A 14,544-nucleotide genomic window follows, 5' to 3' on the forward strand; every position below is an offset into this window, starting at 1 on the left:
TGGACCCTTACTTCGCAGCGCGCGGCGGCGCGGACTTCACGTACCTGTCCATCCAGGCCGACATTTCCCAGAGCGTGTGCATGGTCGACTCGCGGGCGCGATAGCCGTGGGCTTCGTTGGGCAGCACGACATAGCGGACCGTCGCCCCGGCCCCCTTGAGCGCCGCATAGAAGCGCTCGCTCTGGACCGGGAAGGTTCCGGAGTTGTCATCGGCCTGGCCATGGATCAGCAGGATCGGCTCATTGACCTTGGTCGCATAGGTGAACGGGCTCATCCGGGTATAGGTCTCGGTCGCTTCCCAGTAGGTCCGCTGCTCGGCCTGGAAGCCGAACGGCGTCAGGGTGCGGTTGTAGGCCCCCGAACGGGCAATACCGGCGCGGAACAGGTCGGTATGGGCCAGCAGGTTGGCGGTCATGAACGCGCCATAGCTGTGGCCGCCCACCGCGATACGGTCCTTGTCCGCCACGCCCATCGCCACCACCGCGTCGACGGCGGCCTTCGCACTGGCGGTCAGCTGCTCGATATAGGTGTCGTTGGGCTCGGCCCCGTTGACGCCGATGATCGGCATCGAGGGGCCGTCGAGAACGGCATAGCCCTGGGTCAGCAGGAACAGATGGCTGGTGCCGCCCGGTCGCGTGAAGCGGTTGCCGGTATCCACGGTCTGGCCGGCGACCGAGGCGTCGGTGAACTCTTCCGGATAGGCCCACATCAGCAGCGGCAGCGGGCCGTCACGGGTCTTGTCATAGCCGGCGGGCAGATAGAGCGTGCCCGACAGCTTTACGCCGTCGGCGCGGCTATAGGTGATGGTCTGCTTGCTGACCCCGGCGAACTGGGGCGCGCGATCGGCAAAGCGGGTCAGGGCAGTGGCCTTGCCGCCCTTCACAGCGTGCAGATAATAGTTCGGCGGCTCATCCTTGCTTTCACGCCGGGTGATCACCGTCTTGCCGGCCTCGTCGGCGAGGGCGACCGGAGCCTCATAATAGGGGGCCGCAGCCTGCCACTGGCGGGTGGTCTTGCCGGTCGCAAGATCCATCACCCCGACAAACGGGAATTCGCCCTTGGCGCTGGCCCCGGCTCCGGTGACGAAAACGCCCTTGCCGTCCGGCGTGAAGTGCAGAACCTCCTCGCCCCTGACGTTGACGCGGCTCAACGGCGAGCCGGGATCATTGTAGCGATCCTGATAGTTGCGCTCGAGGATCACACGGTTCGATCCCGGCTTGCCCGGATCGATTGCAATGCGCTTTTCCTTGCGGGTCTCCCACCAGCGGGTGGTCAGAAGCGCGAAGTCACCCCGCCCCCAGTCGATCCCGGCATAGCGCTGGTCAAGATCCAGAACTGAGGTCGGCGCTGCCGTGAACGGAGCCGCCAGGCTCAGGACCCGGTCGTGGACCGCCACCTTCTTGCGTGGATCGCCGCCGTCCTGGGCTTCGGCCCAGACCAGGGTGGCCGGGGCGTCTTCACGCCATGAAACCGAGCGCGGTCCGACGGACACGGCATCGAAGGCCGCCGGCAGGTTGTCGGCCAGCGGGCGGTCAGCCAGTTGCTTGACGAGGCCACCCCCGGCATCGAGCACATTGACCTCGGTCGGGAAGCGGCCGGCCGGCACCAGATAGCTGTAGGGGCGCTTCAGGCGGTTGGTCAGGATGAACTGGCCGTCCGGCGAGGGGGTGACGGCGGAGTAGAGGCCCGGCACGCCGACCGACGTCAGGCTTCCGTCGGCCAGGCTCACCCGCACCAGCTGACTGGTGAAATAGTGGTCGAACAGCGCCTCATCATGTTCCGAGGCCAGCAGGTCCTGGTAGGTCCGGATCGCAGCCGTGCGGCCGGCGGACTCCTGAATGATCGGCCCCTTGGGCGTGTCATCAGCGACCGGGGCCGAACCACGCCCCGCGGGGATTGCCGTGACCAGCAGGCCCTGGCCGCCGGGCAGCCAGTCATAGGCCGAGCCGAAGGCGGCATTGAGCAGCACGCCCTCGATCCGGCGCGCCGTGGCCGACTTTCGCTCGGCCACCCACAGTTCCAGCCCGTCCTTGCCATCGACCACGAAGGCCGTGCGGGCCCCGTCCGCCGACCAGCGCGGATCCATGAACCGCGTGCCCGGCGGCAGGGCCACAGGCTGCGACTTGCCGGTGGCCACGTCCTGGAAGGTCAGGCTGGTCATCCAGTTGGTACGGGCCTCGATCGGCCCGTTGCTGCGCGGATTGATCCGGTAGCCGCCCAGCCGCAGGATCGGCTCCGAAACCGCCGCGATGGGCGGCAGGTTTTCCCGGCCCAGCAGGGCCATCGTCTTGCGTTCAGGGCTCAGGCTGACGCCCGGCGTCTGCGGCGCATCGAGGATCTGGGCGATGGGGGCCGGCGGCATCTGGTAGCCGTCGGGTCCCGCCGCCAGGGCCGGTGCGCCACAGGTCAATGCTGTCAGGGCTGCGCTGGCGACCAGAGCCAGGACGCGGCGACGGAAGGTGGTCTCGACCATGAAGAGCCCCTCGGCGTTATCGGGTCCGGTAGAGTCAGCCCGGACATCCAGCGTGAAGGGCGAAAGGATTATGCGCGACAGCGGACGAGGGGAACGAAAATTCTGCGCCCGCCCCACCTTTCGTGGCGGGATCGCTGCAGAGACCCGGTCAGCCGCCTTCCAGGGCCCGGCTGATGCCCACCAGCAGGTCAGACGCCGTCACAGGTTTGGCGATATGGAAATCCGCTCCGGCCGCCAGGGCCTCCTCGCGGTGATGGAGCATGGCACTGGCACTCAGCACCACGATCGGCATTTTGTGCGGCGCGTCACTTTCGGCCTCATGCAGGCGAATGGCCCGGATCGCCGCCAGGCCGTCCATGACCGGCATCTGGAGGTCCATCAGGACGACGTCGAAGCTTGAGGCCTCGCAGGCCTGAACGGCCTCGGCCCCATTTTCCACAATGGTCAGGTCAGCATCGACACCGGCCAGGATCAGCTGGACGACCTTCTGATTGGTCGGATTGTCTTCGGCCAGCAGGACCTTTAGCGCCGCCTCCGGAACCGGGACCTCATCCCGGACCGGGGCCACCCCGTCGCCGACCGGATACAGGGGCACCGTAATCCGGAACAGACTGCCCCGGCCGGGTTCGGACTGCGCCGAGATCGTCCCGCCCATCAGTTCGACCAGGCTCTTGCTCAGAGCCAGACCGATGCCGGCTCCGCCAAAGGCCCGGGTGGAGCTCACATCAGCCTGGTCAAAGCGCTGAAACAGCCGCTCGGCCGTCGCGGCATCGAAGCCGAGACCGGAATCCTGAACGCTCACCGCAAGAACCGCCGGATCCGAAGCTGCCGAGGCCGGTTCAATACTGACGCTGACCTCGACCCCGCCGCTCGTCGTGAACTTGATCGCGTTCGAGAGGAGGCTGTCGATCACCTGTCGCAGCCGGAGGCTGTCGCCCTCAAAGGCCGTTTCCGTTCCCGCCCCGAGATCGACCGCAAAGGCCAGACCCTTGCTTCTGGCCAGGGCCGCCCAGGTCGTCAGCCCATCATCGAACAGTACCTTCGGCACAAAGGGCGAAACCACGAGGTCAAGCTGCCCTGCCTCAACCTTGGACACATCAATAATGTCAGACACCAGCCGCTCGAGCACCACACCCGAAGCCCGCATCAAGCCGGTCATCTCACGTTGGGCCGGGCTCAGATCCGTGAGGTCCAGGGCGCTGAGGATCCCGATGACCCCATTCAATGGCGTGCGCAGCTCATGGCTCATATTGGCGAGGAAATTGCCCTTGGCGAGATTGGCTGTCTCTGCCGCCAGGCGGGCGCTTTCCAGATCTGCGGTCATCTGGGTTGCTTCGGTGATGTCTCTCGCGACACAGAAAGCCAGCTCGCCGGCGATCACCGAGCGCCATTCCAGCAGGCGATAGACACCATCGCTACGGCGGTATCGGTTGATGACACTCCGACCCGCGCCATTCCGCAGCAGCGCTTCAGTTTGGGCCTGGGTCGGGGCCAGGTCTTCGGGATGCATGAATTGCCTGTAGGGCTGTCCCTCAAGCTCCTGGGCCGTATAGCCCAGTTGATCTTCCCAGGCCTTGTTCACCCGAACGAAATGCCCCTTGAGATCGACGATGCTCATCAGCTCGGCGGCGACGTCGAAAAAGGTCGTCAGGTTGGCCGCAGCTGCGCGCTCGCGCTCGGCCAGTTCAAGCGCCAGGGCCTGGCTGCGGGCCAGCGCCTCCTGGGCACGACGTCGCTCAATGGCGAAGCCTGCAAGCTCCGCGGCGGACTCAATGAAGACCAGGTCGTCCGCCGAGGGCTCGCGGACTTCATGGCTGTAGATGGCAAAGCTGCCGATCGCCCGGTGCTCGGCGTCGCGGATGGGCTCCGACCAGCAGGCCGCCAGGCCGAACTGCGCCGCCAGGTCCCGATAGTCGGCCCAGAGGGGATCAGTCTGGATGTCGGAGACCAGGACCCGGCGATTGTCGAAGATGGCTGTGCCGCAGCTGCCGACCTGTGGGCCGATCGGCAAGCCGTTCACCGCGTCGCAATAGGCGGACGGAAGGCCCGGTGCCGACCCGTGCACCAGAAGATGGCCGGTTTCGTCGAGCAGCAGGATACTGCAAATCCCCCGGGGAAGTTCAGCCTCGACCGCAAGGACGATGGCATCAAGCACACCCGCAAGGTCGCCACCTCCCGCCACGACTGTGACGATCCGACGAAAGGCCTCGAAGGTTGCCGACCGGCTCATCCCTTCAGCCTGACCTCATGAGGTCCGGGCATATCGCTTCCCTGTCTCATCGTGCCGGGCAGGTGGCGGCCAGAGCATCACACTGGATACGCTGACCGTCAAACTGCCCGGATCGACACGTCTGGCGGATCACCCTCGCACCTCAAACCGCCAGGCGGAAGATCGGTCAACAGGATGATGCCTCCACAGTCTCCCCAGAATGAGCAAAGTTCAAGCCTCAGGGCTGGCGGACCACCTCGCCGCCCTTCATCACGAAAACGGGCTTCTCAAGCGCGGTCACGTCGCTCAGCGGGTCACCGCTCACGGCGATCATGTCGCCATAGCGGCCGACGGCGATCTGGCCGACGTCCTTGCTCTGGCCGAGAGCCTCGGCGGCCGTGACCGTTGCGGACTGGATGGCCTGCAGCGGGGTCGCGCCGTACCGCACCATCACCGCGAACTGCTTGGCGTTGTTGCCGTGCGGATAGATGCCTGCATCGGTGCCGTAGACCATCTTGACCCCGGCCTTCAGCGCCTTTCGGAAGTTCTCGCGCTGGATCTCGCCGATATCGCGGTCCTTGCGCAGATTGTCTTCCAGCACGCCGTTCTTCTTGCCCTCGGCCTGGGTGTAGTCGGTGTTGTAGATGTCCATCGAGAAGTAGGCGCCCTTCTGGACGGCCAGCTTGATGCCCTCGTCGTCGACCAGGCTGGCGTGTTCGATGGTGTCGACCCCGGCCCGCACCGCCTCGCGGATGCCCGAGGCCCCGTGGGCGTGGGCGGCGACCTTCAGGCCGGCCATATGCGCCTCGTCGACGACCGCCTTCATCTCCTCATAGGTCATCTGCTGCTGGCCCGGCTCGTTGCCGCGCGAGAACACCCCGCCGGTCGCGCAGATCTTGATCACCTGGGCCCCGTACTTCTTCAACGTCCGAACCGCCCTGCGCGCCTCGTCAGGGCTGTCGCTGTTCAGCGGATTCTTTTCGTCCATCGACGGCGGGAAGAAGGTCGAGTCGCAGTGACCGCCCGTAGCCCCGAACGAGATGGCAGCCGTGACGATCCGCGGGCCGGGCACATAGCCCGCATCGATCGCCTCGCGCAGGCCGACATCGTCGAAGTCGGCCGCACCGACGTTACGGACCGTGGTGAAACCGGCCTCCAGCGTCTTCTTGGCGTTGGCGGTCTGCACCACGCTCCAGAAGCGATCAGAGTACTCCAGGCTGTTATAGCCCCCGATCTCGGCGAGGCTGTCGAGATGGACGTGCATGTCGATCAGGCCCGGCAGCAGGGTCGCGCCCGGCAGGTCGACGAGTTTGGCTCCGGCCGGAACGGCCACCTCGCCCTTCTTGCCCACGGCCGTGATACGACCGTCGGTGACGATGACCATCGGGGACTCGACATACTTGCCGGTCGTCACATCCAGCAGTCGGGCGGCACTGACCGCCTCGACGCTCGCCGCCTGGGCCGAGCCCGCTGCGCACACCATACCCGCTGCCAGCAGCGCCCTGAGTTCAACCCGCATGTCCGTCCCCGTCTGATTCCAGACCGTGACGCTAGCATGACCGGGGCCGGCGTCGATGACGGATCAGGGACGCTGGTCTACGGACTGGATGCTTTCGAGATAGGCGATCAGGTCACGGACCTGGTCGGCCTCCAGCTGGATCTGCGGCATCTGCGGATGGCCGGTCGAGATACCCTCGGCAAACGCCTCCTGCAGGTCGGCAACCGGATAGCGGCGGCTGAGCGTGCGGAACGACGGCGCCGGCGAGAGTGGGCTATCGCCGGTCGCACCGACCGCATGGCAGGTCGAACAGCGCGCCTCGACGAGAGCCCGTCCGCGCAAAACCGCATCCCCGACCGCAGCCGATGGCGCAGCCTGAGGCGGCGGCGGTGGCGTCAGCGGCGCGCAGGCCGTGAGGAACAGCAAAGCCAGACCCGCAAGACGCCGCATCCACAGTCTCCCTCAAGCCGCGCACAAGCGTGCGCCCCGCTCGTCTCCCGGACCTTGATCCGGGTCAAGCGACATAAGATCGTCCCCGGCCTCGACGCCAAAGGCCTGTTGTCGTAAGCCGCAGGACTACCCTGGGGACATGGCGGAATCGGTAGACGCGCCGGACTTAAAATCCGTTGGAGCAATCCGTGTGGGTTCGAGTCCCACTGTCCCTACCAGGGCCTCAGAACGCCAGGCAGATCTTCCCGAAGTGCTTCTGCGAGATCTGCAGCGCAAAGGCCGCCGCCAGATCGTCCAGCCCGTGGGTCGAGTCGATCACCGGCTGGATGCCCGAGGCTTCCAGCGCCGCGATCATGTCTTCCTGGTCCTGGCGCGAGCCCACCGTGACGCCCTTGATGGTGATGTTCTTGGACATGGCCAGAGCCGTGGGCACCTCGCCCGAGACGCCGGTCAGGACGCCGATCAGCGAGATGTGGCCGCCGATCCGGCAGGCCTGGATCGACTGGGCCAGGGTGCCCGGGCCGCCGATCTCGACCACCGCATGCACGCCGCCGACCAGCTTGGCGGCGGTCTCGCCCCACTTGGGGTCCTCGCGATAGTTGATCAGGTGGTCAGCGCCGAGCGCCTTGAGCCGCTCCAGTTTTTCGGGCGAGGACGAGGTGGCCACCACCGTCGCGCCTGCGGCCTTGGCCAGCTGCAGGGCGAAGATCGAGACCCCGCCCGTGCCCTGGACCAGCACAACGTCGCCGGGCCGGATGCGAGCCTCGACCATCAGGGCCCGCCAGGCGGTCAGGGCCGCACACGGCAGGGTCGCCGCCTGGGTCATCGACCAGCCCTTCGGCAGGCGGGTGAAGGCGGTCTCGGGCATGGCGACATATTCGGCCGCAAAACCGTCGGCGTGGTCGCCGGGCACACCCAACAGGCGCTCCAGCGCCGGGCCGCCGGCCGGCCAGTTGGGGAAGAAGGTCGACAGGACCTGATCGCCGACCTTGAACCGCCGGACACCTTCGCCGACCGCGACCACCTCGCCGGCCCCGTCCGACATCGGAATACGGCCGTCGGCCGTGCGGATCATGCCTGCCACGACGGCAAAGTCATGGAAGTTCAGCGACGAGGCCCGCACCCGCACCAGCAGTTGCCCGGGCCCGGCGACCGGATCGGGACGCTCCTCGATGACGATATGGTCCAGCCCGCCGGGGGCCTTCAGCGCTGCAACCTTCATGGCGTTTCCTCTGTCTGATTGTATGCGGCGCCGGGCTCGTGAAGTGGCGGCGTCCGTTGCGGGATCGAAGCGCCGTCAGGCAGTCGCGTCGATCCGCTCGATCTTTGCGGCCCCGGCTTCGGTCAGGGCCGCGACCAGTTCCTCAACGGCGGCGTCGACCTCGGCCGGGTCGCGGCCGCGCACCACCAGGTTGGCACCGTAAACGTCGGGCGGGCTGAAGAAGGGATAGCTGCCCAGCGACATGTCGGGATGGGCCTTGGCCACCGCTTCCAGCGGGGCGGCGATCAAGCCTTCGCCGCTGCCTGTGACGCGAACGGTCTTGCTGATTACCACCGCCCCGGTGCGCAGGCGCGGGCCCACATCCCCCAGCATGCCGCGCATGATCGCCGGGACGCCGGCCAGCACGAAGACGTTTTCCTTCTGGAAGCCGGGCGGGCCCTGGACCGGATTGTTCACCAGCACCCCGCCCTCGGGCACATGGGCCATGCGACGGCGGGCGGCATTGGGCTCACCCCAGCGCTCGCGCAGCATGGCCATGATCTCGGGATGTTCGGGTGCCGTGACGCCGAAGGCCTTGGCGACCGAGTCGGCGGTGATGTCGTCGTGGGTCGGGCCGATGCCGCCGGTGGTGATGACATAGTCGTATTTGGTGCGCAGGGCGTTGACCGCGTCGATGATCTCCTGCTCGACATCGGGCACCACCCGGGCCTCCGACAGGTCGACGCCATAGGTGGCCAGATATTTGGCGATGGCGTTGAGGTTCACGTCCTGGGTGCGGCCCGACAGGATCTCGTCGCCGATGATCAGAACGGCCGCTGTCACCTTGTCCTTGCTGGTCGTCATCGCCGCGTTCCCCTAAAGCGCTGTCATCTCTGTTTACCCCTCCGACTTAGGGCCGCCATGCTGCTCCCGCAACCGCTCGTTCGTGGCCGTCTCGTGAAGCGCTACAAGCGCTTCTTCGCCGGCATCGTGCTGGATGACGGCCGGGCCATCACCGCCCACTGCCCCAATCCCGGTGCCATGCTGGGCGTCAACCGGCCGGGACAGGGGGCCTTTGTGTCGTGGTCGGACGACCCCAAGCGCAAACTGCCCTGGACCCTGCAACTGGTAGAGACAGAAACCAGCCTCGTCGGCATCAACACGATGTTGCCCAACCGCCTGGTCGCCGAGGCCCTGGCGGCCGGGGCCATCCCCGAACTGACCGGCTACGCCGGCGTGCGGCCCGAGGTGAAATACGCCGCCGCCAGCCGGGTGGACTTCCTGCTGGAACACCCGGATCGCCCGCCGTGCTGGCTGGAGGTGAAGAATGTCCACCTCTCGCGCACCCCGGGCCTGGCCGAGTTTCCCGACTGCGTGGCGGCGCGCTCGACGCGGCATCTAGAAGACCTCGCGGCCCAGGTCGCTGTCGGACACCGCGCGGTGGCGCTGTTTGTGGTGCAGCGGATGGACTGTGAGGGTTTCAGCGCCTGCGCCGACCTTGATCCCAAGTTCGCGCGCGGCCTCGAGGCGGCGGCGCAGGCGGGGGTCGAGGTGCTGGTCTATGGCTGCGAGGTTTCGTCCGATGCGGTGCGGGTCGCTCGGCGGATGCCCTGGCTTGGACCTGGCCAGACGCCAGGGTAGCGCTCGCTCGTCGGCCTCAACAAGAATTGTCATCCCGGCCGAAGCGCAGCGAAGAGCCGGGACCCAGGGCCGCTGCGATGCGGTTGCCCCTAGGTCCCGGATAGCCTCTACGAGGCTTCCGGGATGACAAACAGAATTGGGGTTCGGCGATGGGTGCCCCCCACATGACATCGAATTAAGCTGCAATCGGCTCGCAACGCGCTACCCCTGCGTCGCGCCTTGGGGGAGCCGATCCGCATGAAAGCCAAGACCCTGACCGCTGTGGGCCTCGCCCTGGCGCTGACGGCCTGCGGGGCCTCGCCAGACGGCAAGGAAAGCGGCGGCATCGTCGCCCTGCGCGCCGTGCTGGCCTTCAAGGCCTGTACCGGCAAGCTGGAAGACAAGTTCGGGCTGAAAAAAGTCTCGGGCGTCAGTTCCAACGACATGGAGCCGGTGCCCACCGGCAAGCCCGGTGAGTGGGACGTGAAGTTCACCGCCGATGTCACCGAGAAGGTGTCCGGCCGGGTCACCCGCTACAAGGGCGTGTGCAGCGTGCGTCGCGACCGGCCGACGACGCTGCAGGCCACCTTCGTCAAGGAGATCAAGCCTGCGGCCCGTGAGGCCGGGGTGGTGCGGCGCGTTGCGCCCTGATCCGCCGGTGCCAGGCCTCGCGGGTCATTTCCCAGTAGAGTGAGGACCGCGTGCTGCCGTCCGGTCGCAGGCAGTCGCGAACGCCCATCGATGTGAATCCCGCTGCGGCGATGATCCGGGCTGACCGGTGATTGTCCAGCGCGGCCGTGACCCCGATCAGCCTCACGCCCAGTGCGTCGAACATCCAGCCAAAACTGCGCGCGGCCCCGCCGGCCCCGCCGCCTGAGCCCTGCAGGTCGGCCCGGCGCGCCCCCGCGATCTCGGCCGAGGCCCGCTCCGGCCAGACCGTGAACAGCGAGTAGCCGGCGACGGCGTCGGCCTCGTCCAGGGTGACCAGCAGCAGCGCCTCACCCCGCTCGCGCAGCGCGCCTGCCGTCTCGATCCAGGCCGTGACATTCGCCAGGTCTATCGGCCGTGGCAGATCGTAGATCGGGTCCGAAACGGCCGGGTCGGACAGAAGGTCCGTCAAGGCCGCAGCATCATCCGTCGTCGCGACCCGCGCCCGGCCTTCGAAGAGGTTCAGGTCCGGAGTGCGCACGGCGGCACGGATGGCGGCGGCCTCTTCCGGCGAGGCGGTCAGGACGGTTCGCGGCGCGGCGCTCATCCGGACGCCCTACAGCCCGCCCAGCTCGCAGCCGCGCGCCTTCAGCACCGGGCGCAGGGCCCAGTAGGCCGCCGGTGTCCGCATCAGCGGAATGCGCGGATAGAGGTGATGGATGATGTGGAACTGCATGCCCATGGTCAGGATATTGCCCAGCGGACTGCGGAAGGCGCGGGTGTCGCGATAACGGCCGATCTCCTGGGCCGGATGATGCGGGGCCCAGCTCAGATAGTACTGGATATAGGTCGCGGCCAGATGGCGCGGCAGCCACCAGACCAGCGCCGCCTCCAGGGCATGACCGCTCCAGGCCAGGCCGAACAGGATGCCGAAATAGCTCAGCCGATAGACGGCGGCGACCAGCATGGCGCGGCCGGCCTCCGGCGTGCCCAGCCGCTGCAGGGTCTCGCCATAGGCTCGGTCGGCTGCGCCGGACGGCTGGCGGTTGGCGAGGCTGCGGCGCAGGAAGTCCAGCGTGCCGGCCGCATGGGTCGAGATGTCGGGATCCAGCTCGGGGTGATTGGCGTGCTTGTGATGTTCGTAGTGGGTCAGGCGCGCCACGTCATAGGGCAGGACCAGTGACAGGGTCGAGATGTGGCCGATCAGCTCGTTCAGCCAGAACAGCGGCTCGCCGGGACGGGCAATGATCCGGTGCTGGGCCTCGTGGGACGGCAGATAGCTGAGCGCGATACTGACCGTGGCGATCGGAAAGGCGGCCCACAGCGGCAGCCAGCCCGACAGAGTCAGCGGCCACAGGGCAAACCAGACCGTCGTATTGGCCAGCGCCCAGGCCACCGAGCCCCAGGGCACGCCGCCCATGAAGCCTTCGGCGATGGATTTTTCCAGCCGGATCAGGCCGCGCGCATCGAGGGCGGCGATCTCGGCTTCACTGAGGACGGAGGCCTTCACAGCCAGCGCCCCTTGATCGTGGCGAACGCGCCCCACAGTCCGCCGACCAGCAGGCCGAAGACGATAGGCGACAGGCCGAAGGGCGCGGTCCAGTGCAGGCGCTCAAGGGTCTGGGCCAGCAGCGGGGCGAGGAATCCGAGCCCGAACAACAGGGGCATGATCCGAAACAGCCCCATCAAGATCTGCTGCATTGTCCGCCCGTCCTTGCCCCGTGGCTGCTCTGGACGACAGCCTGATCACAAAGATGACACAGGCGTCATTTTTGACAAGCCCTGCGACCGCCTTGCGGCCACAGCGAGACGATCTGGCAGAGGCGGTCATTGAAGTTTTGTGCTATCATTGCGAGACAAGCCCGCTTCGCCGGTTAACGCCCCCTGCGGTGCCCCTGCCTCTTTCGAGTATGCCATGACCCTTGACGACGCCCTTGAGATCGAAGCCGAAACCCGCACGGGTGCGATCAAGATTCACAAGGCCGAAGACTTTGAGGGCATGCGTCGGGCCGGCAAGCTGGCGGCCGAGTGTCTGGACATGCTGATCCCGCACGTGGTGCCGGGGGTCTCGTCCGACCATCTCGACACCCTGGCCCGCGAGTTCATCCTCGACCACAAGGCCCTGCCCGCCTGCCTGTTCTATCGCGGCTATCCCAAGACGGTCTGCATCTCGCGCAACCACGTGGTCTGCCACGGCATCCCCGGTGACTGGGCCCTGCGCGAGGGCGACATGGTCAATATCGACGTCACGGTGATCGTCGACGGCTGGCACGGCGACACCTCGCGCATGTACGGCGTCGGCGAGGTGGGCCCCCGCGCCCGCCGCCTGATCGAGATCACCTATGAGGGCATGGCCCGCGGTCTGGCCGCCGTGAAGCCGGGCGCGACCCTGGGCGACATCGGTCACGCCATCCAGTCTTACGTTGAGGCCCAGCGCTGCTCGGTGGTGCGCGACTTCTGCGGCCACGGCCTGGGCAAGGTGTTCCACGACGCGCCCAACATCCTGCACTTTGGCCGTCCCGGTCAGGGCGCGGTGCTGAAGCCGGGCATGTTCTTCACCGTCGAGCCGATGGTCAATCTGGGCAAGCCGGCCGTGAAGGTGCTGGGCGACGGCTGGACCGCCGTGACCCGCGACAAGTCGCTGTCGGCCCAGTGCGAGCACTCGATCGGCGTCACCGAAGACGGCTTCGAGATCTTCACCGCCTCGCCGGCCGGGCTGTTCCAGCCTGAGATCCTCGGGGGCTGAGGGCCACTCGCCCCCACCTGACCTGCCGCGCAGGTCGTCCGCCCCCAGAGGGGGCGGATGATTCCATCTTCCCCCTCCGGGGGAGGAGGATGCGCAGCATCCGGAGGGGGCCAGGATCAGCGCCGGTACTGCTCCACCCCCGCCAGCATCACCCGCTCGACCACGCGGTCGTCGGCCAGCACGGTCAGGGCGAACAGGCGGTTTTCCAGGCTGCGGTCGCCCGACAGCCGGCGCTTCAGCAGCGGCGTGGCCGCCAGGTCCAGCACCAGGAAGTCGGCCTCCTTGCCGGGGGCCAGGTTGCCGATCCTGTCGCCCAGATCCAGCGCCCGAGCCCCGCCCAGGGTGGCGAGATAGAGGGCGTGGAACGGGTCCAGAGCCTGACCGCGCAGCTGGCCGACCTTGTAGGCCTCGCCCAGGGTGTGAAGGATCGAGAAGCTGGTCCCGGCACCCACATCGGTTCCGATCCCGACCTTGACGCCATGGGCGCAGGCCGTCTCCAGCGGGAACAGGCCCGACCCCAGGAAGAGGTTCGAGGTCGGGCAGAAGGCCACCGCCCCGCCCTTGTCGGCCAGACGCTGAAAGGCGTCGCCCTGCAAATGCACGCAGTGGGCAAAGACTGAGCGCGGGCCCAACAGGCCAAAGCGGTCATAGACATCCAGATAGTCGCGGGCCTGCGGGAACAGCGCCGCTGTCTCTTCGATCTCGCGCGCATTCTCCGACAGGTGGGTCTGCATCCAGACGCCGGGATGGGCCGCCAGCATCTCGCCCGCCATGGCCAGCTGGCCATCGCTACAGCTGATCGCAAAGCGCGGCGTGACGGCGTAGCCCAGCCGGCCCTTGCCGTGCCAGTCGGCGATCAGACGCTCCATGTCGGCACGGCTGCTCTCGACCGTGTCGGTCAGCCCCTCGGGCGCATTGCGGTCCATCAGCGACTTGCCGGCGATCAGCCGCATGTCGCGCGCAAGGGCCTCGGCGAACAGGGCCTCGACCGAGCCCTTGTGGACCGAGCCGAACACCAGGGCCGTCGTCGTGCCGTTGCGCAGCAGTTCCTCGACGAAGAAGCTCGCCGCCTCTTTCGCATGGGCCGGATCGGCAAAGGCCGCCTCGGCCGGAAAGGTGTGCTGCTCCAGCCAGTCCAGCAGTTGCGCGCCATGGGCGGCGATGATGTCGACCTGCGGGAAATGGATGTGGGTGTCGATGAAGCCCGGCGTGATCAGCTTGCCGCTCAGATCTTCAACCGGGGTGTCGCCCAGCAGGTCGCGCAGCCCGGCAAAGTCGCCAGAGGCCACCACATGGCCGTCCTCGACCAGTAGCAGGCCGTCGTCGTGGAAGGCGACGGCGTCGGTGTTCCGCGTCGGATCGTCCAGCAGGTGGAGGATCGACGCCCTATAGGCTTGCACGGGAGATCCCTTCGTCATGGGTCACGCGCGCCGCTTCCAGGCGCATCAGCAGGTCGGCGGCCACCGAGACGGCAATCACCTCGGGGGCCTTGCTCTTCAGCTGCGGCAGGCCGATCGGGCAGGTCAGGCGGTCGAGCACGGCGTCGGAGAACCCGTCATCGCGTAGCCGGCTCAGGAACCGGGCCCGCTTGGTCTTCGAGCCGATCACGCCCAGATAGCCAAAACCGCCCCCGGCCAGGCCGGCCGAGACCAGGGCATAGTCCAGGGCATGGTCGTGGGTCAGGATCAGGCCATAGGCC

Annotated in this window: 14 protein-coding genes, 1 tRNA gene and 1 pseudogene; 5 read left to right on the forward strand and 11 right to left on the reverse strand. The window is 67.2% G+C overall.

The genetic code is table 11. The features are described 5' to 3' along the window. Nucleotides 1-7 precede the first annotated feature (7 nt). From DBR10_RS10970 to DBR10_RS10985, 4 genes are all read right to left on the reverse strand, one after another. Entirely contained in the window at nt 8-2,473 is a 2,466-nt protein-coding gene (locus DBR10_RS10970) for a S9 family peptidase (RefSeq protein ID WP_108505075.1), read from the reverse strand. A 148-nt stretch (nt 2,474-2,621) separates the two neighbouring features. Next, entirely contained in the window at nt 2,622-4,703 is a 2,082-nt protein-coding gene (locus DBR10_RS10975) for an ATP-binding protein (RefSeq protein WP_108505074.1), read from the reverse strand. Nucleotides 4,704-4,920: 217 nt separating this feature from the next. After that, a complete protein-coding gene (locus DBR10_RS10980; protein ID WP_108505073.1) occupies nt 4,921-6,201 on the reverse strand; it encodes a Xaa-Pro dipeptidase in 1,281 nt (426 codons plus the stop codon). 63 nt (nt 6,202-6,264) lie between these two features. Then, nucleotides 6,265-6,630 carry a c-type cytochrome gene (locus tag DBR10_RS10985; RefSeq protein ID WP_108505072.1) on the reverse strand — a complete coding sequence of 122 codons (366 nt, stop codon included), beginning with the start codon at nt 6,628-6,630 and terminating at the stop codon, nt 6,265-6,267. 133 nt (nt 6,631-6,763) lie between these two features. Between DBR10_RS10985 and DBR10_RS10990 the strand changes: the two genes are divergently transcribed. Beyond that, nucleotides 6,764-6,848: transfer RNA gene (locus DBR10_RS10990), tRNA-Leu, on the forward strand. A 5-nt stretch (nt 6,849-6,853) separates the two neighbouring features. Here the strand turns inward: DBR10_RS10990 and DBR10_RS10995 are convergent. Then, a complete protein-coding gene (locus DBR10_RS10995) occupies nt 6,854-7,852 on the reverse strand; it encodes a zinc-dependent alcohol dehydrogenase family protein (RefSeq protein ID WP_108505071.1) in 999 nt (332 codons plus the stop codon). Nucleotides 7,853-7,927: 75 nt separating this feature from the next. Beyond that, the gene (locus tag DBR10_RS11000) at nt 7,928-8,695 is read right to left on the reverse strand and encodes a competence/damage-inducible protein A (RefSeq protein WP_108505070.1); all 768 of its coding nucleotides are present in this window, start codon (nt 8,693-8,695) and stop codon (nt 7,928-7,930) included. Nucleotides 8,696-8,752: 57 nt separating this feature from the next. Between DBR10_RS11000 and sfsA the strand changes: the two genes are divergently transcribed. The 3 genes and pseudogenes from sfsA (at nt 8,753) to DBR10_RS11010 (ending at nt 10,102) form a co-directional block, all read left to right on the forward strand. Next, entirely contained in the window at nt 8,753-9,472 is a 720-nt protein-coding gene (gene sfsA / locus DBR10_RS11005; RefSeq protein ID WP_108505069.1) for a DNA/RNA nuclease SfsA, read from the forward strand. A 27-nt stretch (nt 9,473-9,499) separates the two neighbouring features. Beyond that, nucleotides 9,500-9,573: pseudogene (locus tag DBR10_RS19985) on the forward strand (hypothetical protein); the annotation flags it as partial. Nucleotides 9,574-9,709: 136 nt separating this feature from the next. After that, entirely contained in the window at nt 9,710-10,102 is a 393-nt protein-coding gene (locus DBR10_RS11010; RefSeq protein WP_108505068.1) for a hypothetical protein, read from the forward strand. Here the strand turns inward: DBR10_RS11010 and DBR10_RS11015 are convergent. The 3 genes from DBR10_RS11015 to DBR10_RS11025 are packed head-to-tail and all read right to left on the reverse strand — an operon-like array spanning nt 10,053 to nt 11,800. After that, the gene (locus DBR10_RS11015) at nt 10,053-10,706 is read right to left on the reverse strand and encodes a GNAT family N-acetyltransferase (protein ID WP_108556341.1); all 654 of its coding nucleotides are present in this window, start codon (nt 10,704-10,706) and stop codon (nt 10,053-10,055) included. The genes DBR10_RS11010 and DBR10_RS11015 overlap by 50 nt on opposite strands. Nucleotides 10,707-10,715: 9 nt before the next feature. After that, nucleotides 10,716-11,609: a fatty acid desaturase gene (locus tag DBR10_RS11020; RefSeq protein WP_199223542.1), complete on the reverse strand. Its 894-nt coding sequence runs from the start codon at nt 11,607-11,609 to the stop codon at nt 10,716-10,718. Then, nucleotides 11,606-11,800, reverse strand: coding sequence for a hypothetical protein (locus DBR10_RS11025; RefSeq protein WP_108505066.1), 195 nt, complete (start codon nt 11,798-11,800; stop codon nt 11,606-11,608). The genes DBR10_RS11020 and DBR10_RS11025 overlap by 4 nt, the downstream gene beginning before the upstream one ends. A 214-nt stretch (nt 11,801-12,014) precedes the next feature. Here DBR10_RS11025 and map point away from each other — a divergent pair, with 214 nt between their 5' ends. Further along, nucleotides 12,015-12,845: a type I methionyl aminopeptidase gene (gene map, locus DBR10_RS11030; RefSeq protein WP_108505065.1), complete on the forward strand. Its 831-nt coding sequence runs from the start codon at nt 12,015-12,017 to the stop codon at nt 12,843-12,845. Nucleotides 12,846-12,961: 116 nt separating this feature from the next. On the opposite strand, the gene guaD is transcribed toward map, so the two are convergent. Next, nucleotides 12,962-14,245, reverse strand: coding sequence for a guanine deaminase (gene guaD, locus DBR10_RS11035; protein WP_108505064.1), 1,284 nt, complete (start codon nt 14,243-14,245; stop codon nt 12,962-12,964). After that, nucleotides 14,232-14,544: XdhC family protein (locus DBR10_RS11040; RefSeq protein WP_199225330.1), on the reverse strand; the 313-nt coding region annotated here is incomplete at its 5' end. The genes guaD and DBR10_RS11040, both read right to left, overlap by 14 nt.

This window comes from Caulobacter sp. HMWF025, from assembly GCF_003060965.1.
Taxonomy (GTDB): Bacteria; Pseudomonadota; Alphaproteobacteria; order Caulobacterales; family Caulobacteraceae; genus Caulobacter.